The following is a 22,201-nucleotide window of genomic DNA, read 5'->3' on the forward strand; positions in this document are numbered from 1 at the left end:
CTTCGATCATAGTTCGGCCGCCGCGCCGGCCGGTCCACCGCCGGGGGTACGCCACTACGCTGCGCCAGTGGGTACGACACGGGTGGCGGTGCTCGGCCGGGGGCTCGTACCGGCGGGTGAGCCGGTGCTGCGCGGCGACGACCGGGGCGTCCTGCACGGCGACGGCCTGTTCGAGACGCTGCACCTGCGCGACGGCCGCCCCTGGCTGCGCGACGCCCACCTGGCCCGGCTGCGGGCCGGTGCGGCGGCGATCGACCTGCCGCTGCCCCCTGATGCCGCGCTCGTCGAGCTGCTGGACGCGGTGTGCGCCGGCTGGCCCGCCCGGACCGAGGGCGCGTTGCGGCTGGTCTGCACGCGGGGACCGGAGGGCGGTGGGCCGCCCACGGTGTACGCGACGCTCGGAGAGGTGCCTGCGTCCGCCCGACTGGCCCGGCGGGACGGGGTGACTGTGGCCACGCTGCCGCTCGGGGTGGCCGCCCGGTCCCGCCCGGAACTGGGGTGGCTGCCGAGCGGCGTGAAGTCCACCTCGTACGCGCTCAGCACCGCCGCCCGGCGGTGGGCGCAGCGGACGGGCGTGGACGACGTGCTCTGGGTCTCGACCGACGGCTACGTGTTGGAGGGGCCCACCGCGAACGTGGTGTGGCTGAGTGGCGGCCGTCTCCTCACGGTGCCGGCGGCACCGACCGGAATCCTGCCCGGCGTGACCGCCGGCCATCTGCTGGAACGCGCCGGAGAGCTGGGCCTGACCGCAGACGAGCACCTGCCCACCGTGGCCGACCTGCACGAGGCCGAGGCGATCTGGCTGACCAGCTCGCTGCGCGGCCCGGCAGAGGTCACGGCCTTGAACGGAATCCCCCGCCCGAGTTCTCCCCTGACCCCCCGCATCCAGACCCTCCTGGACTTCCCCCCACCCCCACCCCGTTGATCATGAAGTTGGCGGCGACAAATCGGGCAAGGATCGCCGCCAACTTCATGATCGCCGGAGCGAGAAGGGAACGTCAGCCGGCCACCCGGGTCAGGCGGGCGGAGAGGTGCGGGCTCAGAGGGTGGCCCACGGCGGCCATCTCCTGCGCGTAGAGCAGGGCGCCCTCGACGATGCCGAACAGCCGGGCACCGGCGGTGACCTCCTTCGCCGTGGCGGTACGCACGACCGCGTCGGTGGCGAACTCGATCTGGGTGCCCTTGCGCTTGCCGATGTGCAGCTCCATCACGCCGGTCGGCGTGGTCATCAGCGCCTCCAGCTCGTCGGTCACCCGCTCACCGTCGAGCACCGGACGCCACCAGCCCACCTCACGGCCGGCGGGACGAACCGGGCGGCTCTGCTCGTCCAGGATCCACGCCCGGGACTCGTAGAACAGGAACGGCCGGCCGTCGTGGCTGATCCGGATCTCCTGCGCGTAGTCGAAGTCCTCGATCGTCGGGAACCCACCCCGGCCCCGGCCGCGCCAGACCCCGATGTACGGCAGCAGGCCGTCCAGGCTCGGGTGCAGCTTCGGGCCGACGCGCAGGTCGTGGCTCTCCTCGTACGGGTACGGGTCGACCGGCGGCGCGTTCAACCACGGCGGCTGAAGCGGATTCTCACTCACAGATTCACCACTTACCTCTAGCGATTCGCACTGCGACATAGACCAGGCCACCGGCGAGCGCGCCCAGGCCGGCGACCAGCAGGCTGACGAACCCGATCTCGGTAACCATCCGGGCCATCCTATGCTGGCGTCATGGCGCGCACTCTCGTCGTCAAGGCCACCGCCGGCGCGGACTCCCCGGAACGCTGCGCCCAGGCGTTCACAGTCGCCTCCACCGCAGCCGCGGCCGGGGTGGACGTGTCGCTCTGGCTCACCGGCGAGTCCACCTGGTTCGCGCTCCCCGGGCGGGCGGAGACGTTCGAGCTGCCGCACTCCGCGCCGCTCGGCGAACTGCTGCACGTGGTCCTGACCACGGGCCGGGTGACCGCCTGCACCCAGTGCGCGGCCCGGCGGGACATCGGCCCGGGCGACGTCATCCCCGGCGTACGCATCGCGGGCGCCGCGGTGTTCGTCGAGGAGGCGATGACCGAGGGCGCGCAGGCGCTCGTCTACTGAGCGACCCGCCCGGGTCGTCCACTCTGACCGGTGAGCCGATCCTGACCCGACATGTCCGGATTACGCCTACCATGTGAACGTGAGTGAGGCGATCCAACAGTTCTTCGCGTCGCTACCGGCGCGCGCCGCGGCGGTGCTGAACAGCCCGATCGGCGGCACGCTCCAGATCGACCTGGCCGACGGCAACCGGACCGAGCACTGGTACGTGACGCTGGCCCCCGGATCGGCCCAGGTGAGCCGGGAGGAGCAACGGCAGGCGGACGGCGTGCTGACCCTCTCCACCGAACTGTTCGAGAAGCTGGTCACCGGCCGCGAGGCCGGCATGGCCGCGGTGCTGCGCAACGAGGCCACGTTCAGCGGGCACGTCGTGCTGTTCCTGGCGTTCCGCCGGTTCCTGCCGACCCGGCCCGACGTACGGGATCCGCGGGACGCCGCCCGCGACCACGTCCGGCGGGTGGCGTGAAGGAGCGGGTCAGCATCCTCGACGGCAACACGTTCCTGGTCAGCGACGATCGCGGCAACATCCAGCCGTCGTACGACTTCCCCACCGGGCTGTTCTCCTTCGACACCCGGTTCCTCTCCACCTGGATCCTCACCCTCGACGGGGAACCCCTGCACGCGCTCTCCATCGACGACTCACTGTCGTACAAGACGCGGTTCTTCCTGGTCCCCGGCGAGCCGACGCACTACCTGGACGCGAAGGTCTCGGTGATCCGCAGCCGCGCGATCGGCGGCAGCATGGACGAGGAACTGACCCTGCTCAACCACTCCGAGCAGGAGATGGAGTTCCGGCTCCGGCTGGAGATCGGCTCCGACTTCGCCGACCTGTTCGAGATCAAGCACAAGCGGGACAAGAAGGGCACCACCACGCCCAGCGTGGAGACGAACGCGCTGCGGCTGACCTACCGCCGGCAGGCGTTCCACCGCGAGACGATGGTGACCAGCAGCGCGCCGGCCGAGGTCGACGAGAGCGGGATGACGTTCCGGATCCGGGTCGGCCCGCACGGCGAGTGGACCACCCGGCTGCACATCGACACAGTCATCTACGGCGCCCGGGGCGAGGACATCCGGGCCATCCTGCCGCTGGGCGGCCAGCGGACGGCGGCCGACATCGAGGCGGAACAGAGCGCCCTGATCAGCCGGGCGCCGAAGCTCGGCTGCGACTGCGAGCCGCTGGCCGGGGCGTACCGGCGCAGCCTCAACGACCTGGCCGCGCTCCGGTACGAGTCGATCACGCTCGGCGTCCGGTTGCTCGCCGCCGGCCTGCCCTGGTTCATGACGCTGTTCGGCCGGGACAGCATCTTCACCTCGCTGCAGGTGCTGCCGTTCCTGCCCGAGATGGTCAAGCCCACGATCGTCATGCTCGCCGGACTCCAGGGCAGCCGGGTCGACGACTTCCGGGACGAGGAGCCCGGCAAGATCCTGCACGAGCTGCGCTACGGCGAGACCGCCGGCTTCGAGGAGCAGCCGCACTCGCCGTACTACGGCGCCGCCGACACCACGGCGCTGTTCGTGATCCTGCTCGACGAGTACGAGCGGTGGACCGGCGACGCCGACCTGGTGCGCAAGCTGGAGCACGAGACGCGGGCGGCGCTGACCTGGCTGGACACGTACGGCGACCTGCTCGGCACCGGTTACGTCTGGTACATGTCGCGGAACCCGGAGACCGGCCTGCCGAACCAGTGCTGGAAGGACTCGCCGGACGCCATCTCCTACGCCGACGGGCGGATGCCCGAGTTCCCCCGGGCCACGTGCGAACTCCAGGGGTACGCGTACGACGCGAAGCTGCGCGGCGCCCGCCTGGCCCGCACGTACTGGAACGACCCGACGTACGCCGACCGGCTGGAACACGAGGCGGCGGCGCTGAAGGAACGGTTCAACCGCGACTTCTGGATCGCGGACCGCGAGTACTACGCGCTGGCGCTCGACCCGCTGGGCCGCCAGGTGGACGCGCTCACCTCCAACATCGGTCACCTGCTGTGGAGCGGCATCGTCGACGAGGCCCGCGCCCCCGCCGTCGCCGCCCATCTGCTCGGCCCACGCCTGTTCTCCGGGTGGGGTGTGCGGACGCTCGCCGACGACCAGGGCCGGTACAACCCGGTCGGCTACCACGTGGGCACGGTGTGGCCGTTCGACAACTCGATCATCGCCTGGGGCCTGTGGCGGTACGGCTTCCGCCAGCAGGCCGGCCGGATCTGCGACGCTCTGCTCAGCGCGTCGCACTACTTCGACGGGCGGCTGCCCGAGGTGTTCGCCGGCTACGAGCGCGGCCTCACCGACTACCCGGTGGAGTACCCCACGGCGTGCAGCCCGCAGGCGTGGTCCGCCGGCACGCCGCTGCTGCTGCTACGGGTGATCCTGGGACTGGAACCGCAGGGCGATCACCTGATCATCGACCCGGCCGTGCCGCCCGGGATGGGCCGGGTGGAACTGCTCGACATCCCGGGCCGCTGGGGCCGGGTGGACGCGCTGGGCCGCAGCCGGGAGCCGCACGAGGAACAGCCGTCGCCACCGGCGCTGACCCTGCCCGGCGGCTGACGTCAGGCCCGGCAGGGCGTGGTGACCGCCACCCGGACCCGCTCACCGGCCCGCAGCGCCAGCACCGCCGGGTCGCCCGGGCGTGCGTACGCGTCGGCCGAGTCCACCACCGGCGCGGCGCCGACGCCGAACGCGGCGGCCAGCGACTGGTCGGCCGGCACTGCGGCCTCGGACCGGGCCGTGCGGGCGGTCCCGCCACCCGGGCAGGGCGCGGTCAGCACCTGGACCGGCCCGGTCGCGCCGCCCCACCGGCCCAGCGCCGACGCCAGCACGGCCGACTCGGCGGCGGCGTCGGCGGACGGAACCCGGTAGCCGGAGCCCGCCGGGCGGCAACCGGTGTCGGCGGTGAGCAGCACCCGGCCCGGGCCACCGGCCCGGCCCTCGACCGCGACGAACTCGCCCGCGTCGGCGCGCAGCAGCGGTTCGCCGTCGAGCGTCGACACGCCGGCCCGCCAGCCCGACGGCAGCCGGTCGGCGATGCCGCGCAGCACCTCGCGTACGTCGTCGCCGCCGATCGCCACCTCGACGCCGCGCTCCAGCGTCGCGCCGTCGTCCATCGGCGTGATCCGGCAGCCGCGCTCCAGCCGGTCCGGCAGGAGCGCCGGTACGCCCGCGGCGCCGACCGCGGCGGTCAGCTCGCCGATCGCCCGGTCCACCACCGGGCCGGCCTGGTCCAGCGACCGCTGCTCCTTCACCGTCGGCGCGTCCGTGCGCACCGACCACCAGGTCAGACTCGCGAGCAGCACGGCCCACACCACGGTGGCGACCGTCAGCCAGCGCAGCCGGCGTCGGCCGCCGGGGCCGGGCCGGCCGGGCGGGGTGGGCGGGGCGTAGCCCGTCTCGACGGCAGTCACCCGGCCATGGTGTCACGGACGGGCGAGACGCCCGGCCGCGCCTCGGCACCTCGCTCAGACCGGCTCCGACCGGCGGGACAGCAGCCACAGCAGGTAGAAGGGGCGCTGTCGCAGCTCGCCGCGACGGTCGGCGTACTGGTCGGCGGCGAGCACGGCGGAGAAGAACCCGCCAGCGCCCAGCATGCCGAGCACCGGCGCCAGATGGGTGCCCTCGACCGCCACCAGCGTCGCCGCGACAGTCGCCACCGCCGCCCCTGCGGCCTGCACGGCCGAGCGCCGGGCCACCCGGGCCACCTCAGCCCGGGCCGCCCGCACCCCCTCCTGGATCTCCGCGTCGAGCTTCACGAGTTGTACCAGCGCGCGGTCCGGGTCGGTGTCGACCTCCAGCATCCGGCCTCGCAGGTACGCCTGGGTCGCGGCGAGCGCGTCGCCCTCCTGGGTCAGGATGGCGCAGTAGTCCCGCAGCGACGTGCCCTCCAGCATCGGCAGTTCGAGCTGGAGCAGCGGGGTGACCAGCCGCGCCTTCACCGGATCCCCGCTCGGCACGTCGACGACCCGATGCCCCTTGACGATCAGGTCGAGCGTGCGGTCCGGGTTGTCGCCCAGCTCGATCCGGCCTGATGTGTCGAACAGCGACGAGGTGGACTGTGCGTCCGGCGCGCGCGACTCCAGGTGGCTGCGGCGGAAGGTCTGCGGGAAGTAGACGAGCTGGCCCAGCTCGAGCAGCGGCGCGCAGTCCCGCAGGTACGCGCCGAGGCGGCCCAGGTCGTCGCACTCGGCGAAGAGCTGGTCGATCCGGATGTCCTCGTACCGGCAGCGCGGCCCGCAGTGGTCCGGGTCCTCGCCGCACCTCTTGCAGATCTCCCGGTTGACCAGATAGCGGTGCTCGCCGCCCGGCTGGGACAGGACCAGCTTGGCCGTGACGAGCGTGGCCCGCTTGGTGAGGAACGACAGATCGGTGTCGAGGCTGGCCACCGAGACGTCGAACGGGCGCCGCCGGCCGGACGCGTCGGTGCGCTGGAGTTCGCGGACGACCTCCTCGCCCCGGTTGCCGTCGATGAAGTCGATCAGATAGCGGCGGGCGTGGGCAGCGGCGTCGTCGAGCACCTGATCCCCCTCCGGCGCGTCCGGGGCGCACCGCCGTCCAGCCTGCCAGCCACGGGCGAGCCGCACAGTCGCCGGAACGGCTCGTGGCCCGCCACCCGGGTGGGCGGCGGGCCACGATCAGAGCGTGGGTCAGGCGGCGACCGAGACGGTCACCTCGTTGATCCCGCGGGCCGCGGACACGGCGGTGTCGCCGTTGCCGTGGCGGGACAGCGCGCGCAGCGTCCAGGAGCCCGGCGCGGCGAAGAACCGGAACTGCCCGGCCGCCGACGTCACCACCTCGGCGGTGAACTCGCCCGTCGAGTCGAGCAGGCGCACGTACGCGCCCGGCACGACCTCACCGGACTCGGCCAGCACGCGGCCGGTGATGACGGTCTCCTTCTCCAGGTCCAGGCTCGCCGGGAGGGGGGCGGACTGGTCCGGCGCGGCGCAGCCGGCGGCAGCCGTCGAGGCGGCGGAGGCGGCGGTCATCAGGCCTCCCCGGGCTCGTCGCCGAGCGCCACCGGCACGCCGACGAGCGAGCCGTACTCGGTCCAGGAACCGTCGTAGTTCTTCACGTTGCGGTGCCCGAGCAGCTCCTGGAGCACGAACCAGCTGTGCGAGGAGCGCTCGCCGATCCGGCAGTACGCGATCGTCTCCTTGCCGTCGTCCAGCCCGGCGTCGGCGTAGATCTTGCGCAGCTCGTCGTCGGACTTGAACGTGCCGTCCTCGTTGGCCGCCTTGGACCACGGGACGCTGATCGCGGTCGGGATGTGGCCGGCCCGCTGCGCCTGCTCCTGCGGCAGGTGGGCGGGGGCGAGCAGCCGGCCGGCGAACTCGTCGGGGCTGCGCACGTCGACCAGGTTCTTGGTGCCGATCGCGGCGACCACCTCGTCGCGGAACGCGCGGATCGAGGTGTCCGGCTCCTGCGCGACGTACTGCGTCTTCGGCCGCTCCACCACGTCGGTGACGAGCGGACGGGCGTCCAGCTCCCACTTCTTGCGGCCGCCGTCGAGCAGCTTCACGTCGCCGTGGCCGTAGAGCTTGAAGTACCAGTACGCGTACGCGGCGAACCAGTTGTTGTTGCCGCCGTACAGGATCACGGTGTCGTCGTTGGCGATGCCCCGGTCGGACAGCAGCGCCTCGAACTGACTCTTGTTGACGAAGTCCCGGCGGACCTGGTCCTGCAGGTCGGTGCGCCAGTCGAGCTTGACGGCGCCGGCGATGTGCCCGGTGTCGTAGGCCGAGGTGTCCTCGTCGACCTCGACGAAGACGACGCCCGGGGCGCCGAGGTTCTTCTCGGCCCACTCGGCCGAGACGAGTGCGGTGTCGCGACTCATCAGATCACTCCCTGGTGAGGATGGTTTGGTGAGCCTGCGCGTGGAGATCGATGTCGATGGTTGTCGCACCACACGCGGACCCTGAGCTAGGAACGGATCACGGGTACGTGCGACGGCGCCGCTGCCGGGCGTTGAGGAGGGGGAACCGGGAAAGGTTCGTGGACCCTGGGTGGCCGCCGTTCAGGCGGCCGGAGACAGCCCCGCCGTCAGATGACGGGGCGACACAGGCAGGTGGCCACGCGGCACAGGTCGACCGCGCGCCGTTTGGTGAGGAGGGTCCCCATGGGCAGGGAGATTACCAGCCGAGGCGACAGCTGCCACCAGGCCGACCAGCATCCGGGACGGCAGGCCCGTTCCCCGGACCGGCCGTGTGCGGCTTTCAGCCGGCTGAATTGATGGGCACGTTCGCCGCGTCCGCCGTGACCACCAGGCCCTCCGGCTTCGGCTCCACCTTGCGCAGGTTGAGCTGGAACGGCAGCTCCGGCAGCGGCACGTCGATCGAGATGCCCTGCGCGTACCGGGTCAGCGCGGCCCGCGCCAGCGGCACGTTCGGCAGGCCCTCGGCGGTGAGGTCGTTGAAGCGCAGCGCCACCTTGTTGCCGGCCACCGTGACGTCGGCGGTGCCGTTGACGGTGAGCTTGATGCCGAGGACGTCCACCGGCGCGGTGACGGCGAGCTTGCCGTTGCGCTCGCCCAGCGTCAGCCCGGGCCGGTCCAGCAGCTTGGCCAGGCTCTCGTAGGTGACGGTGCCCCGCCCGTCGACGCTCTCGGCCACCACGTCGCCCCGGCCGGAGCGCAGCGTGTCCAGCGAGGCGGTCACGTTGCGCGCGTCCACGTCGAGCTTCGGCACCTCGACCGCGTCGCCCTGCACGTCGCCGCGCACGTCGGTGAGCTGGATCGAGATGCGCTCGTACCGGCCGTCGAGCACCTGGGTGAGGAACGGGAAGCCACCCACCTCGACCTGCGGCGCGGCGGACTGCGCGTCCTGCTTGGCGATCTCCTGCCGGACCTGGTCGGCGATGGCGCGCTCGGCCACGCCGGCGGCCACCCGGTCGGCGACCACGAGCAGCCCGGCCAGCACCAGCAGCAGGACGAGGAAGCCGATCAGCACCTTCCGGCCCCGTCGCCGGGGTCGGCCCTCCGCCGGATACGCCTCTGCCACGCCGCCTCCAGTCCTCGCCGCCGTCACCGCGCCTCGCGGCGCAACCGTACTTACCCGAGGCGAATCCTCCCCAACCGCGTCACAGGAACAGCACGCACATGGCGTACGCGGCGGGCGCGGCCAGCGCGAACCCGCCCAGCGGTCCCTGCATGTGCCGGGCCACCCACATCGTCGGCGGTTCACCGGCCATCAGGCGGCCCGCCTCGGCGTACCCCACCGCGAGGTCGGCCAGGACGGCGGTGGCCGCGCTGACCACCCCGACCAGGGCGGCGCTGGTCGGGGTGAAACCGACCAGGTAGCTGCCGAGCACGGCACTGGTGAGGGTGCCGATCATGGCGCCGGCGACCACGCCCGTCGCGCCGCGCGGCACCTGCGGGGCGAGCCGTGGCCACGGCGCGACCGCGTCGGTGAGCCGGGCGACGAGCAGCGCCACCCCGGCGGCGGTGAGGCAGACAGTGATCGCCTGGGTGCCCTTGGGGATCCGGCTGAGCACGATGAGCGTGGCGAAGGCGACCACGCCCACGACGATCAGCAGGGTGCCGCCGAGCGAGTCGGTCACCCGGACCCGGTCCACCCGCCGCACGAGCTGCCCCAGCACGGCCAGCAGGAGCCCGGCTGCGGCGGCGTAGCCGAGCGGGGCCAGGCCGGCGATGTCCGACTGCACGGCGGCGACGTCGGCGATCACCGCCGTCGCGGCGCTGACGAGCGCGACGACGAGCAGTGCGGGCGGTCGCATGGCCATCGTCCAGGCCAGCACGAACAGGAGCTGGACGCCGAAGATGATCGCCGCGAACGGAAGCCGGTGCCCGGGGCCCGAGGTCTGCGCGCCGAGCACCAGGCCGACGCCGAGCAGCGCGGCGAAGCCGGCGACGGTGAGCGCCAGGGGGCGGCGGACCGGGACCGGAGGCACCTCCTCCTCGGGCTCCTCGTCGGATTCGTCGTCGGGACGCCGGCCGGGACCGCCCTTGCGCAGCCGGCGCGGGCCCTTGCGCTCCGGCCGCTCGCCCTCCTCGTCGGCGGGGCCGGTACGCGGGGCGGGCGGGTAGCCACGGGCGGGGCCGGACGGCCCGGCGGACGGGTCGTCGGCCCACGGTTCACGACCGGTGTCGCGCGAGGTGGAGGGAAACACGCCCCGATCGTGCCAGACCCGGGCGGCTCGGCGGAGGTCCCGGTTTCGACGACGTTAAAACCTGCGCCGCGATCGAGGGCAGAAAGGGCAAACGGTAAATCGCGCGAAGGTGACGGCCGGTCCATCGGTTACGCTCAGGCCGTTACCCGCCCGTCGACGACGCCGGGACCCACGCAAGTTCACAGTGCCGCCCGCACCCGGGCGTGTCGCTGGTCGCGCGCGGCCGGAAGGCCGCCGGGACGGAGGTGATCGTGGAGCTCCTGCTGCTCGTGACCGCGCGGGCCGGTGAGCCGTCGGCGGTGTTGCCGGCACTCGACCTGCTGCCGCACTCGGTTCGCACCGCACCCCGCGACGTCCGCACGCTGGTCTCCGGCCCGACCCCGGACGCCGTCCTGGTGGACGCCCGCTCCGAGCTGAGCGAGGCGCGGGCCACCTGCCGGATGCTGCACGCCACCGGGCTCGGCGTACCGCTCGTCGCGGTCGTCACCGAGGCCGGGCTGATCGCGCTCAACGCGGACTGGGGCGTCGACGACGTGATCCTGGCCGGCGCCGGGCCGGCCGAGGTGGAGGCCCGGCTGCGGCTCGCGGTCGGCCGGCTCAGCAACGCCACCGCCGGCGCCGGCGGCTCGATCCGGGCCGGCGAGCTGAACATCGACCCCGACACGTACGCCGCCAAGCTGAAGGGCCGGCCGCTCGACCTCACGTACAAGGAGTTCGAGCTGTTGAAGTTCCTGGCCCAGCACCCGGGGCGGGTGTTCACCCGGGACCAGTTGCTGCGCGAGGTCTGGGGCTACGACTACTTCGGCGGCACCCGGACGGTGGACGTGCACGTGCGGCGGCTACGCGCCAAGCTCGGCTCGGAGTACGAGTCGATGATCGGAACCGTCCGCCAGGTGGGCTACAAGTTCGTCGTCCCGCCGTCGCGCTCGCTGCCGGAGCCGGAGCCCGCCCCGCTGCCGGTCTGACCGCCCACGCCCCACCCCGCTAGAGGGCACTTTTCTTATATGCCCTTTTTGCCCGATCAGTCAGCCATATCCTGGCTGCCGGAATTGTCGGGCTAAGGGGGCGACGGTGCGTGCGGTGACCACGGGGGCGACGAACGGCCGGTGCCGCTGATGCGGGGCTCTACGCTGCGCGCCGCCGGGCTCGTGACAGTCGTACTGGCCGGCCTGCTCGGATCCGCGTTCGCGCTGGGCCGCAGCCTGGTGCCCGACCCGCATCCGTCGGCCGCCGGAGTCGCCACCACGCTCAACGGGCCGCGCTACGGCGAGCAGCCACCCAGCACCGACTTCCCGGGCGGCACGGCCAGCCCCCGGCCGAGCCCCGACGCCGCGCCGGACGCCGCACCGGTCGAGCCCGGCGGCGACGGCCCGTACGGCGCCCTGGTCGCCACCGGCTCGTCCCAGGTCGCGCTCACCTTCGACGACGGCCCCGACCCCCGCTGGACACCGCAGGTGCTCGCACTGCTGGCCCAGTACGGCGTACGGGCGACCTTCTGCGTCGTCGGCGAGAACGTCGAGGCCCACCCGGACCTGGTCCGGTCGATCGTGGCCGAGGGCCACACGCTGTGCAACCACTCCTGGAACCACGACGTCAACCTGGGCAAGCGAGCCCCGGCGACGATCCGGGCCGACCTGCTGCGCACGAACGACGCGATCCTGGCCGCCGCGCCCGACGCGCGGATCGCGTACTACCGCCAGCCCGGCGGGGCCTGGACGCCGTCCGTCATGTCGGCCTGCGCCGACCTGAGTCTCACCCCGCTGCACTGGAGTGTGGACCCGTCGGACTGGAAGGCGCCGGGCGCCACCACCATCGAGGCGATGGTCCGCTCGCAGATGGGGCCCGGCGCGATCGTGCTCATGCACGACGCGGGCGGGGACCGGTCCGGCACCGTCAGCGCGTTGCAGCAACTCCTGCCCGAACTGCTGGCCCGGTTCGAGCTGGAGGCGCTGCCCGTCGGCAGCCCGTGACGAGCGCCACCGATCGCCGTCGTCGTCCGACGGGAACCGCGGCCCGCCTGCCGCTACCGTGACTCAGATGAGCAGCACCGAGCCGACGAGTGGTCCCGGGGCCGACCGGATCGACCGGGCGGACCGGCTGACGCCGGACGAGGTCGCCGAGGTGCTGGCGCTGGCCCGCGCCGCCGGTGACGCCGACGGCGCCGACCCGCTCGACGAGCACGTGCTGCTGCGGCTGCGCGACCCCGAGGCGCCCGCCGTGCACCTCACCGCCCGGACCACCGAGGGCACCCTCACCGGGTACGCGCACCTCGACACCACCGCCCCGGCCGAGGGAGTCGGCGTGGAGATGGTCGTGCACCCGGCGTACCGGCGGCGTGGCTCCGGCCGGGCGCTGGCCCGTGGCGTGGTGGCCGCCGCGTCCGGACCGCTGCGCGCCTGGGCGCACGGCGACCACCCGTCGGCCGCCGCACTGGCCGTCGACCTGGGCTTCTCCCGGGCGCGGGTGCTCTGGCAGATGCGCCGTCCGCTCACCGCCGAGCTGCCGGCACCGGTCGTACCGGAGGGCGTGAGGCTGCGCGCGTTCCGCCCCGGCGAGGACGACGAGGCCTGGCTGGCGGTGAACAACGCCGCCTTCGCCCAGCACCCGGAGCAGGGCAAGTGGACGCTCGACGACCTGCGCGTACGCATCGCCGAGCCGTGGTTCGACAGGGCCGGATTCCTGCTCGCCGTCGACTCCGCCACCGGGCGGCTGCTCGGCTTCCACTGGACCAAGGTGCACGAGCAGCAGGGCTCGGCCCGCATCGGCGAGGTCTACGTGCTCGGCGTCGACCCGTCCGCGCACCGGGGCGGGCTGGGCCGGGTGCTCACCGCCGCGGGCCTGACCCACCTGCGCGACGAACGCGGGCTGGACCGGGTGATGCTCTACGTAGACGAGAGCAACACCGCCGCTGTGGCGCTCTACGAGCGGCTGGGCTTCGCGCACTGGTCCGCGCACGTCAACTACCAGCTCGGCTGAGCGCTCGCCGACCCCGGAAATTCGCCACAAAGGCGATAGCGGGCTGCTAGTTCACGAAATGGACAACCCCTCCTCAGCGTACGGCCACCTCGTCGGCTGAACGTGTTCACCGCGCGTTCACTTACGTCCGGCGAACCGTCCACCTGGCCCTCCTACCTTTCGTGTCAGCCGGTCAGCGCCGGCCCCCGGCACTCCGGGCGACCTGACCAAAGACGTGAAGGGAAACCCCTCAAGTGAAGCTCCAGCGGCACGGCGCCATCGCCTGTCTCGCTCTTACCGCGGTTCTCGGTCTCAGCGCCTGCGGCTCGGACAACAACGAGCCGGCCGGTGCCTCCGCCTCCGGTTCCGCCGCCGCGGTGGACTGCGCGACGGGCACGCTGAACGCGCAGGGCTCCTCCGCCCAGAAGAACGCCATGGCCGAGTGGATCAAGGCTTACCAGCAGAAGTGCGCCGGCACCACGATCAACTACGAGCCGAGCGGCTCGGGCGCCGGCATCCAGGCCTTCATCGCCGGCACCGCCGACTTCGCCGGCTCGGACTCCGCCCTCAAGCCGGAGGAGCAGCCGCAGGCCGACGCCAAGTGCACCGGCGGCCAGGCGCTCAACCTGCCGATGGTCATCGGCCCGGTCGCCGTCGTCTACAACGTCAGCGGCGCGGACAACCTCCAGTTCAGCCCGGCCACCCTGGCGAAGATCTTCGCCGGCAAGGTGACCAAGTGGGACGACGCGGCGATCAAGGCCGACAACCCGGACGCCAAGCTGCCGTCGACCGCGATCCAGGCGGTGCACCGCTCGGACGAGTCGGGCACCACCGACAACTTCACCAAGTACCTCTCCAAGACCGCCGAGGCGGACTGGACGCTCGGTAACTCCAAGGCGTGGAAGGCCCCGGGCGGCGTCGGCGCGGCCAAGTCCGACGGTGTGGCCAGCAAGGTCAAGAGCACCGACGGCACCATCAGCTACGTCGAGTGGTCGTACGCCGAGAACTCCGACCTGAAGATGGCGAAGATCAAGAACGGCAACGGCGAGTTCGTCGAGCTGACCGGCGACTCGGCCGGCAAGACCATCGCGGGCGCCAAGTTCGAGGGTCAGGGCAACGACCTGAAGATGTCGATCGACTACAACACCAAGGAGGCCGGGGCGTACCCGATCGTCCTGGCGACCTACGAGATCGTCTGCAGCAAGGGCCTCGCCGCCGACAAGCTGCCGCTGGTCAAGGGCCTGCTCGGCCACGCCGCCAGCGCCGAGGGGCAGAAGGAGCTCGTCGAGCTGGGCTACGCGCCGCTGCCCGAGACCGTCCGCACCAAGGTCGAGGCCGCGGTCAAGAGCCTCTCCTGACGCTCTGACCGACACCTCCTCAACACGAAGCGAGCGAGCAGATGGGTGACACCCCTCACCGCTCGGCCCACGCCGGCACCGGCGGGAACCCCGTGACCACGAGTCACGAGCGACCCGCCGGTGCCTCGGCGCGTGTGGCCGAGCGCCCCGGTAACCCGGGCCGCCCCGACGGTGGCCTCGGCGGCGGCGGCGCCCTCCCCCGGGCCCGCGCCTTCGGCGCGGAACGGGCGTTCCGCGGCCTGACCCTGGCCGCCGGCACCACGGTCCTGGTGGTCATCGCGGCCATCGCGATCTTCCTGATCGCCAAGGCCGTCCCGGCGCTGCGGGCCAACACCGAGTCGTTCTGGACGTTCGAGGGCTGGTTCCCGAACGACGACCCGCCGCAGTTCGGCATCGGCGCGCTCGCCTTCGGTACGGTCCTGAGCTCGCTGCTGGCGCTGCTCATGGCGGTGCCGGTCGCGCTGGGCATCGCCCTGTACCTGTCGCACTACGCGCCCCGGCGGCTCGGCAACGCCCTGGGCTTCCTGATCGACCTGCTGGCCGCCGTGCCGAGCGTCGTGTTCGGCCTCTGGGGCCGGGACTACTTCGCCCAGCCGGTCGCCGACCTGTCCGCGTGGCTGAACAGGTACTTCGGCTGGATCCCGATCTTCGGCGACGGCCCGTACGGCAACTCGATCCTGCTCGGCTCGGTGGTGCTCGCCATCATGGTGCTGCCGATCGTCACCTCGCTGTCCCGCGAGGTGTTCCGGCAGACCCCGACCGCCAACGAGGAGGCCGCGCTCGCGCTCGGCGCCACCCGCTGGGAGATGATCCGCACCGCGGTCCTCCCGTACGGGCGGCCCGGCGTCATCGCCGCGGTGATGCTCGGCCTGGGCCGGGCGCTCGGCGAGACCATCGCGCTGGCGCTCACGCTCGGCTCCACGTACGCCATCTCGTTCAACATCCTGCAGAGCGGCGGCAACTCGATCGCCGCGAACATCGCCAACCGGTTCGCCGAGGCGAACGACACCGGCCGGGGCGCACTCATCGCCTCCGGCCTGGTGCTGTTCGCGATCACGCTGATCGTCAACATCACCGCGCGGGCGATCATCCACCGGCGGCGCGAGTTCACGGAGTCGGCCGCATGACCACTACCCTCACCCCCCGCCGCCCGCGCCCGCCGGCCCAGCCGGCCACGCTGCGGGCGAGGCGGCTTCCCGCGTACGCCGCTCCGGCCATCGCCGTCGCGGCGCTGCTGCTCGCGGCGGCCCTGGTGTACGGCGCCGGCATCGGCGGCCCGGTCCTGGTCGTGGTGGTCGGCGCGCTGTTCTACCTGGCCGGTCTGTTCGCCGCGGCCAACGCGGTGGAGGGACGCCGGTCGGCCCGCAACCGCACCTGGAGCGCGCTGATCCACTCCGCGTTCGTGCTGGCGGTGCTGCCGCTGGCCTCGGTGGTCTGGACGCTTGTCAGCAAGGGCTCCGAGCGGCTGGACGCCAACTTCTTCGGCACCTCGATGAACAACATCGGGTCGCGGGACGCCAACGGCGGCGCGTACCACGCGATCGTCGGCACGTTGCAGCAGGTGGGCATCGCCACCCTGATCACGGTGCCGCTCGGCGTGCTCTGCGCGATCTACATCGTCGAGTACGGCCGGGGCCGGTTCGCGTTCACCATCCGCTTCTTCGTGGACGTGATGACCGGCATCCCGTCGATCGTCACCGGCCTGTTCGTGCTGGCCTTCTGGGTGCTGGTCGTCTCGCCGTGGTTCAACGACGGCCGGCCGGGCTTCTCCGGCTTCGCCGCCGCGCTGGCGCTGAGCGTGCTGATGCTGCCCACAGTGGTCCGCTCCACCGAGGAGATGCTCCGGCTGGTGCCGGCGCCGCTGCGCGAGGGCGCGTACGCCCTGGGCGTACCGAAGTGGAAGACCATCCTGCGGGTCGTGCTGCCGACCGCGCTGCCCGGCATCGTCACCGGCATCATGCTCGCCATCGCGCGGGCCGCCGGTGAGACCGCCCCGGTGCTGCTCGTCGCCGGCGGCGGCGCGGCGATCAACTTCAACCCGTTCGAGAACAACCAGTCGTCGCTGGCCCTCTTCGTATACCAGCAGGCCGGCGAGGCGTCGAAGTACTCGCCGGCACGGGCGTGGACCGCGGCGCTGACCCTGGTCGCCCTCGTCCTCGTCCTCACCGTCGCGGCGAAGTTGCTGGCCCGTCGTAACCGGCTCGGCCGATGAACCCCGGAGGTACCGCCACCATGGCCAAGCGCATCGAAGCCACGAACGTGACCGCCTACTACGGCGGGTTCAAGGCGATCGAGAACATCAACCTGACCGTCGAGCCGAAGACCGTCACCGCCCTGATCGGGCCGTCCGGCTGCGGCAAGTCCACGTTCCTGCGGTCGATCAACCGGATGCACGAGGTGCTGCCCGGCGCCCGGGTCGAGGGCAGCCTCACCATCGACGACCAGGACATCTACGACCGCGACGTGGACGTCACGGCGGTCCGCCGGATGATCGGCATGGTCTTCCAGCGGCCGAACCCGTTCCCCACCATGAGCATCTTCGAGAACGTGGTGGCGGGCCTGCGGCTCAACGGCGTGCGGCGCAAGTCGATCCTGGAGGAGGCGGCCGAGCGGGCGCTCCGCTCGGCGAACCTGTGGGACGAGGTGAAGGACCGCCTCGCCAAGCCCGGCGCGGGCCTGTCCGGCGGTCAGCAGCAGCGGCTCTGCATCGCCCGCACCATCGCTGTCGAGCCGCAGGTGGTGCTGATGGACGAGCCCTGCTCGGCGCTGGACCCGATCTCCACGCTGGCCATCGAGGACCTGATGTTCCAGCTCAAGGACAAGTTCACCATCATCATCGTCACGCACAACATGCAGCAGGCCGCGCGGGTGTCGGACCGGACCGCCTTCTTCTCGATCGAGAAGACCGGCGACCCGGGGCGCCTGATCGAGTACGACAACACCCAGAAGATCTTCAGCAACCCGAGCCAGAAGAAGACCGAGGACTACATCACCGGCCGCTTCGGCTGAGGTGTAAGGAGGGGGCCCCTGTTAACGCCTCCGGTAGAGGAAGGGGCCCCTCTTAACACCGCCGGCCGAGGTCAGCTCAGGCGGAAGCGGGGCTCGGCACCGTCCAGGCCGTCGATGTGGGGCAGGATCGGCGTACCCGGCTCTCGCTCTGCCGCAGCGCGGGCCACGCCGGCGAGGTCGCCCGCGGCGGCGACCTCGGCGAGCGTGACCATGGTGGGCGGCAGCATGGTCAGCTCGCCGGCCTCGGTCCGGGCCAGGGCGTCCGCCGGGCGCAGCCACAGCGTGTGGTCGGCCTCGCCGGAGACGTCCCGGGTCCGCTGCCCCTCGGGCAGCAGGGCCACGAAGAAGTACGTGTCGAAGCGGCGCGGCTCGAACTCCGGGGTGATCCACCGGCTCCACGGCAGCAGCAGGTCGGACCGGAGCGTCAGGCCCCGACCGGCCAGCAGGTCCGCGAAGCCGACCCGCCGTCCCTCCAGATCCTGCCGGGCCGTCTCCCAGTCGTCGCCGCTCACGTCGCCGACCACGGTGTCCGGGTCCGGCCCGGCGAGCAGCACGCCCGCCTCCTCGAAGACCTCGCGGGCGGCGGCGCACACCACTGCCTGCGCGGCGGCCGGGTCGAGCCGGAGGCGCTCACCCCACGCCGCCGGGTCCGGGCCGGCCCAGCCGAGGTGCGCCTCCGAGTCGGAGCGGTCCACCCCGCCGCCGGGGAAGGCGTACATGCCGCCGAACGTCATCGCCGCCACCCGGCGGATCATGTAGACCTCGAAGCCGTCGCCGGCCGGGCGGAGCAGCAGCACGGTGGCGGCGACCCGGGGTACGGCTGGTACGGCGCCCTCGGCCTGGAACCGGCGGGCGTGCTCCACCAGGGCGGGGGGTGCGGCGAAGCCGTCGATCGTCATGCGCCGAGCCTAGTTCGCGACGGGCGGCCCGGCCCGGCGGCGGCCGGGCGGAGACGCACGCCGCCTCACCCACACTCCCCGACCGCGCCGTCTGGTCACGATGCGTAGTTTTCGGCCCCGGAGCAACAGACACCCCTCTGCCGCCTTTGCTCTGCAGCCAGATCCGCAGCGGCAACCGTCCGTGAGCGGTGCGGATGAGGCTGCAGAGCAAAGTGGGCGCGAGGTGGTCAGCCCAACTCGCGCCAAGGCCGCCTTATGTCCGGATGATCGCCTTTGGACGTCTGACTTCGACGAGGAGGCGGGCGGCAGCCGTCACTCTGCGCGTTCTTCACGCTACGTGTTCGCCGCGAAGCGGCATCAGCTCGCCGCGCCCGGTCGTGCGGGCCGGCCGGACCAGCCGGACCGTCGCCGGCACTGGGCAGCGGCCGCCGGTCGCGACTGGCAGGGTGGTGACCTATGATCGACGACTTCGCGAAGCAGTATCTGCACAACGACCTGCGCCAGATCCGCGAGGCGATGCTGTGGAAGCTCGACGGGCTGTCCGAGTACGACGTGCGCCGTCCCCTGACCGCGTCCGGCACCAACCTGCTCGGCCTGGTCAAGCACCTGTCCTTCGGGGAGGCCCGGTACTTCGGCGAGGTGTTCGGCAGGCCGTTCCCGGAGCCGCTGCCCCGGTGGGACGACCCGGATCCGGACGGCACCGACATGTGGGCGACCGAGCACGAGACCCGCGAGGAGGTGATCGGCCGCTACCGGCGGGCGGCCGAGCACGCGGACGCGACGATCGACGCCCTCGCCGTCGACGCTCCCGGCCACGTGCCGTGGTGGCCCCGCCCGGACGTCAAGTTGTTCAACATCCTGGTCCACGTGGTGGCCGAGACCAATCGGCACGCGGGGCACGCCGACATCCTGCGCGAGCAGCTCGACGGCTCGACCGGAGCATGGGCAGAGTACGCGCACCTGGAACCCGACCAGCCGACGCTGACGGCACGTCGGGCGATGATCGAACGGGCCGCCCGGGCCGCCGCCGACGCCCGCGGCTGATCCGTCCCGACGGGTGGATCACCTTGCCAGCCCCGGAGCAGGAAGGGATAGCGTGCCGGGCATGACGCGTTGGGGAATCCTGGCCACCGGAAACATCGCCGCCCGCTTCGCCGAGGATCTGCGGCTGGTGCCGGACGCCGAGCTGGTCGCGGTCGGCTCGCGTACCCGGGAGAGCGCCGAACTGTTCGCGCGCCGGCACGACGTGCCGCGGGCGTACGCCTCGTGGGCGGAACTGGCCGCGGACCCGGACCTGGACGCGATCTACGTGGCGACGCCGCACGCCGCGCACCACGAGGCGGCGCTCGCCTGCCTGGCCGGCGGCAGGGCCGTGCTGGTGGAGAAGCCGTGCACGCTGGACCTGCCGACCACCACCGAGCTGGTGGAGACGGCCCGCGCCCGAGGGCTGTTCCTCATGGAGGCCATGTGGATGCGGACGAACCCGCTGATCCTGCGGGTGCTGGAGCTGATCCGGGACGGCGCGATCGGTGAGGTGACGCACGTACGGGCGGACTTCGGCGTGGCCGGCCCGTTCCCGCCGGAGCACCGGATGCGGGCCCGCACGCTCGGCGGCGGCGCGCTGCTGGACCTCGGCGTCTACCCGCTGAGCCTGGCCCACCTGGTGCTCGGCGTGCCGCAGCACGTGCAGGCGTGGGCCAAGCTGACCCCGGAGGCGGTGGACGAGAACACCGGCATGGTGCTCGGCTGGGACTCCGGCGCGGTGGCGACGCTCAGCTGCGGCATGGTCGGCGCGACCGAGATCTCCGCGTCGATCACCGGTACGACCGGCCGGATCGACCTGCCCGAGCTGTTCTTCCGGCCCGCGCACGTGGTGCTGCACCGGGCCGGCGCCGAGCCGGAGACGATCCCGGCGGACCTGACCGGCGGCGGTTACCAGTACGAGGCGATCGAGGTGCAGCGCTGCCTGGCGGCCGGGCTGACCGAGAGCCCGCTGGTCCCGCACTCCGCCACGCTCGAGGTGATGGGCCTGATCGACGACATCAAGGCCCGGATCGGCGTCTCCTACGCGTGAGGGGTCCCCCGCCACGGCGGGGAACCCCTCGGCGTCAGGTCACTCAGAACAAGGGCCGGACCAGCAGGTACGCGAGGCAGGCGATCGCGGCGGCGGCCGGGAACGTGATGATCCAGGCGATCACGATGTTGCCCGCCACGTTCCAGCGCACCGCGGAGAGCCGTTTCGTCGCGCCCACACCCATGATCGCCGAGGTGATCGTGTGCGTGGTGGAGATCGGCGCCTTCAGCACCAGCGCGTTGAAGTAGAGCACCGCGCTGGCCACGGTCTCGGCTGCGAAGCCCTCGGCCGGGCCGAGGTCGATGATCTTCCGGCCGAGCGTCCGGATGATCCGCCAGCCGCCCGCGTACGTGCCGGCGGCCAGCATCGCGGCGGAGGTCCAGAAGACCCAGCCCGGGATGTGCGTCTTGCTCTCCTGGAAACCGCCGGTGTAGAGCGCGAGCACGATGATGCCCATGGTCTTGGCGGCGTCCTGCATGCCGTGGCCGACCGACATGGCGGCGGCGGACGCGGTCTGCGCCCACCGGAAGCCACGGCTGAGCTTGCCGGGCTGGCCCTTCCGGAACAGCCACATGATCGCCAGCATCATCAGGAAGCCGAGGATCAGGCCGACCACCGGCGAGAGCACCATCGGGATGAGGACCTTCTCGATGATGGTGCCCCACTGGACGATGCCGTCGGCGGCGAACAGGGTGGCGCCGACCAGGCCGCCGAAGAGGGCGTGCGAGGACGAGGACGGCAGGCCGAAGTACCAGGTGATCAGGTTCCAGATGATCGCGCCGAGCACGCCGGCGAAGACCACGCCGAGGCTCTCCACCCCGGTCGGCAACGTCACCAGCCCGTCGCCGACCGTCTTGGCCACCCCGGCGCCGAAGTGCGCACCGACGAAGTTGCCGACGGCGGCCAGCGCGAGCGCGATCCGGGGGGTCAGCGCCCGGGTCGAGATGCTGGTGGCGATCGCGTTGGCCGCGTCATGGAAGCCGTTCGTGTAGTCGAACGCCATGGCGACCGCGATCACCGCCAGCACGGCGATGAGTTCGGGTGTCACTGGATCAGGACTCCTTGACCGCGATGGTCTCGACGGTGTTGGCGACGTGCTCGAAGGCGTCGCAGGCGGCCTCCAGCTCGTCGGCCACCTCCTTCATCTTCAGCACCGTGAGTGCGTCGTACTCACCGGAGAAGAGGCGGACCAGCAGCATCCGGTACGCCTGGTCGCCGTCGTTCTCGAGCCGGTTGCACTCGATCCAGTAGTCCTCGAGATCCTTCATCGACTTCAGCCGGGGCATCGCCTCGGCGGTGAGCTTGGCCTGCAGGTCGAGCACGTTGACCAGCTCGTGCAGCTCGCGCGGGAGCGACGGGAGCTTGGTCAGGCCGTACAGGTAGAGCAGGTTGCCGACCGCCTCCAGGTGGTCCATCACGTCGTCGAGCAGCGAGCCCAGCCGGTAGATGTCCTCCCGGTCGAACGGCGTGATGAACGTGGAGTTGATCTTCTTGTACAGCTCGTGCGTGATCTGGTCGCTGTCGTGCTCGATGTCGGTCAGCCGCTCGCTGATCGACTGCACGTCGGCACCGGGCAGACCCAGCTCGTTGAGCAGTTCGGTCCCCTTCACCAGGTTCTGCGCGGCCCTGGTGAAGAGCTCGTAGAAGGCGCCCTCGGTGGGACGGAAGGAAAACTTCACAGCACGGACCTCGTCGTGTCGGTGGAAGGGTGGCCGTCGC

At 72.1% G+C, this 22,201-nt stretch carries 25 protein-coding genes; 13 read left to right on the plus strand and 12 right to left on the minus strand.

The annotated features are described in order from the left end of the window. Positions 1-67: 67 nt before the first annotated feature. Complete coding sequence (locus tag MICAU_RS28480) at positions 68-925, plus strand: aminotransferase class IV (protein ID WP_041799126.1); 858 nt, start codon at positions 68-70, stop codon at positions 923-925. Positions 926-998: 73 nt separating this feature from the next. Here MICAU_RS28480 and MICAU_RS28485 read toward each other — a convergent pair whose 3' ends face one another. Together MICAU_RS28485 and mtfM are read right to left on the minus strand one after the other, a co-directional pair. After that, the gene (locus tag MICAU_RS28485; RefSeq protein ID WP_049794848.1) at positions 999-1,625 is read right to left on the minus strand and encodes a heme-binding beta-barrel domain-containing protein; all 627 of its coding nucleotides are present in this window, start codon (positions 1,623-1,625) and stop codon (positions 999-1,001) included. Beyond that, positions 1,591-1,695, minus strand: coding sequence for a small membrane protein MtfM (gene mtfM, locus MICAU_RS33505; RefSeq protein ID WP_013288813.1), 105 nt, complete (start codon positions 1,693-1,695; stop codon positions 1,591-1,593). Before mtfM ends, MICAU_RS28485 begins: the two co-directional genes overlap by 35 nt. Positions 1,696-1,718: 23 nt before the next feature. Here mtfM and MICAU_RS28495 point away from each other — a divergent pair, with 23 nt between their 5' ends. The 3 genes from MICAU_RS28495 to MICAU_RS28505 all read left to right on the plus strand — a co-directional run bounded on the left by MICAU_RS28495 (position 1,719) and on the right by MICAU_RS28505 (position 4,619). Beyond that, complete coding sequence (locus MICAU_RS28495) at positions 1,719-2,081, plus strand: DsrE family protein (protein WP_013288814.1); 363 nt, start codon at positions 1,719-1,721, stop codon at positions 2,079-2,081. Between the two features lie 73 nt (positions 2,082-2,154). Next, positions 2,155-2,544 carry an SCP2 sterol-binding domain-containing protein gene (locus tag MICAU_RS28500; protein ID WP_013288815.1) on the plus strand — a complete coding sequence of 130 codons (390 nt, stop codon included), beginning with the start codon at positions 2,155-2,157 and terminating at the stop codon, positions 2,542-2,544. Further along, entirely contained in the window at positions 2,541-4,619 is a 2,079-nt protein-coding gene (locus MICAU_RS28505) for an amylo-alpha-1,6-glucosidase (protein WP_013288816.1), read from the plus strand. The genes MICAU_RS28500 and MICAU_RS28505 overlap by 4 nt, the downstream gene beginning before the upstream one ends. Positions 4,620-4,621: 2 nt before the next feature. Here MICAU_RS28505 and MICAU_RS28510 read toward each other — a convergent pair whose 3' ends face one another. The 7 genes from MICAU_RS28510 to MICAU_RS28535 form a co-directional block, all read right to left on the minus strand. Beyond that, positions 4,622-5,473, minus strand: a complete 852-nt coding sequence (locus MICAU_RS28510) for a hypothetical protein (protein WP_013288817.1) — start codon at positions 5,471-5,473, stop codon at positions 4,622-4,624. 54 nt (positions 5,474-5,527) lie between these two features. Then, entirely contained in the window at positions 5,528-6,580 is a 1,053-nt protein-coding gene (locus MICAU_RS28515) for a hypothetical protein (protein ID WP_013288818.1), read from the minus strand. A gap of 129 nt (positions 6,581-6,709) precedes the next feature. After that, positions 6,710-7,048 (minus strand): DUF1416 domain-containing protein, encoded by a 339-nt coding sequence (locus MICAU_RS28520; RefSeq protein ID WP_013288819.1) that lies wholly within the window; start codon positions 7,046-7,048, stop codon positions 6,710-6,712. After that, a complete protein-coding gene (locus tag MICAU_RS28525) occupies positions 7,048-7,896 on the minus strand; it encodes a sulfurtransferase (RefSeq protein ID WP_013288820.1) in 849 nt (282 codons plus the stop codon). Before MICAU_RS28525 ends, MICAU_RS28520 begins: the two co-directional genes overlap by 1 nt. Positions 7,897-8,102: 206 nt before the next feature. Next, positions 8,103-8,180 (minus strand): Ms5788A family Cys-rich leader peptide, encoded by a 78-nt coding sequence (locus MICAU_RS33600; RefSeq protein WP_311202345.1) that lies wholly within the window; start codon positions 8,178-8,180, stop codon positions 8,103-8,105. Between the two features lie 95 nt (positions 8,181-8,275). Beyond that, a complete protein-coding gene (locus MICAU_RS28530; protein ID WP_013288821.1) occupies positions 8,276-9,058 on the minus strand; it encodes an LmeA family phospholipid-binding protein in 783 nt (260 codons plus the stop codon). 79 nt (positions 9,059-9,137) lie between these two features. Beyond that, the gene (locus tag MICAU_RS28535) at positions 9,138-10,187 is read right to left on the minus strand and encodes a hypothetical protein (RefSeq protein ID WP_013288822.1); all 1,050 of its coding nucleotides are present in this window, start codon (positions 10,185-10,187) and stop codon (positions 9,138-9,140) included. Positions 10,188-10,432: 245 nt separating this feature from the next. Here MICAU_RS28535 and MICAU_RS28540 point away from each other — a divergent pair, with 245 nt between their 5' ends. From MICAU_RS28540 to pstB, 7 genes are all read left to right on the plus strand, one after another. Beyond that, entirely contained in the window at positions 10,433-11,152 is a 720-nt protein-coding gene (locus tag MICAU_RS28540) for a winged helix-turn-helix transcriptional regulator (protein WP_176739763.1), read from the plus strand. 150 nt (positions 11,153-11,302) lie between these two features. Then, entirely contained in the window at positions 11,303-12,157 is an 855-nt protein-coding gene (locus MICAU_RS28545) for a polysaccharide deacetylase family protein (protein ID WP_013288824.1), read from the plus strand. A gap of 67 nt (positions 12,158-12,224) precedes the next feature. Beyond that, on the plus strand, positions 12,225-13,163 hold the full coding sequence (gene mshD / locus MICAU_RS28550) for a mycothiol synthase (protein ID WP_013288825.1): 939 nt from the start codon (positions 12,225-12,227) through the stop codon (positions 13,161-13,163). A gap of 233 nt (positions 13,164-13,396) precedes the next feature. Beyond that, positions 13,397-14,500, plus strand: coding sequence for a phosphate ABC transporter substrate-binding protein PstS (pstS, locus tag MICAU_RS28555; protein ID WP_013288826.1), 1,104 nt, complete (start codon positions 13,397-13,399; stop codon positions 14,498-14,500). A 41-nt stretch (positions 14,501-14,541) separates the two neighbouring features. Next, positions 14,542-15,627 (plus strand): phosphate ABC transporter permease subunit PstC, encoded by a 1,086-nt coding sequence (gene pstC / locus MICAU_RS28560; RefSeq protein WP_013288827.1) that lies wholly within the window; start codon positions 14,542-14,544, stop codon positions 15,625-15,627. After that, positions 15,624-16,712, plus strand: a complete 1,089-nt coding sequence (pstA, locus tag MICAU_RS28565; protein ID WP_013288828.1) for a phosphate ABC transporter permease PstA — start codon at positions 15,624-15,626, stop codon at positions 16,710-16,712. Before pstC ends, pstA begins: the two co-directional genes overlap by 4 nt. Before the next feature lie 20 nt (positions 16,713-16,732). Further along, positions 16,733-17,509 carry a phosphate ABC transporter ATP-binding protein PstB gene (gene pstB, locus MICAU_RS28570; RefSeq protein ID WP_013288829.1) on the plus strand — a complete coding sequence of 259 codons (777 nt, stop codon included), beginning with the start codon at positions 16,733-16,735 and terminating at the stop codon, positions 17,507-17,509. Positions 17,510-17,580: 71 nt separating this feature from the next. Here pstB and MICAU_RS28575 read toward each other — a convergent pair whose 3' ends face one another. Continuing rightward, the gene (locus MICAU_RS28575) at positions 17,581-18,408 is read right to left on the minus strand and encodes an NUDIX hydrolase (RefSeq protein WP_013288830.1); all 828 of its coding nucleotides are present in this window, start codon (positions 18,406-18,408) and stop codon (positions 17,581-17,583) included. Positions 18,409-18,864: 456 nt separating this feature from the next. Here MICAU_RS28575 and MICAU_RS28580 point away from each other — a divergent pair, with 456 nt between their 5' ends. After that, complete coding sequence (locus MICAU_RS28580) at positions 18,865-19,452, plus strand: DinB family protein (protein WP_013288831.1); 588 nt, start codon at positions 18,865-18,867, stop codon at positions 19,450-19,452. A gap of 61 nt (positions 19,453-19,513) precedes the next feature. Beyond that, on the plus strand, positions 19,514-20,482 hold the full coding sequence (locus MICAU_RS28585) for a Gfo/Idh/MocA family protein (protein WP_030272139.1): 969 nt from the start codon (positions 19,514-19,516) through the stop codon (positions 20,480-20,482). A 43-nt stretch (positions 20,483-20,525) separates the two neighbouring features. Here the strand turns inward: MICAU_RS28585 and MICAU_RS28590 are convergent, their stop codons facing one another. Both MICAU_RS28590 and MICAU_RS28595 read right to left on the minus strand, forming a co-directional pair. Beyond that, entirely contained in the window at positions 20,526-21,530 is a 1,005-nt protein-coding gene (locus MICAU_RS28590) for an inorganic phosphate transporter (protein ID WP_013288833.1), read from the minus strand. A 4-nt stretch (positions 21,531-21,534) separates the two neighbouring features. Further along, positions 21,535-22,161, minus strand: a complete 627-nt coding sequence (locus tag MICAU_RS28595) for a DUF47 domain-containing protein (protein WP_013288834.1) — start codon at positions 22,159-22,161, stop codon at positions 21,535-21,537. Positions 22,162-22,201 lie beyond the last annotated feature (40 nt).

This window comes from Micromonospora aurantiaca ATCC 27029, from assembly GCF_000145235.1.
GTDB classification, from domain to species: Bacteria; Actinomycetota; Actinomycetes; order Mycobacteriales; family Micromonosporaceae; genus Micromonospora; species Micromonospora aurantiaca.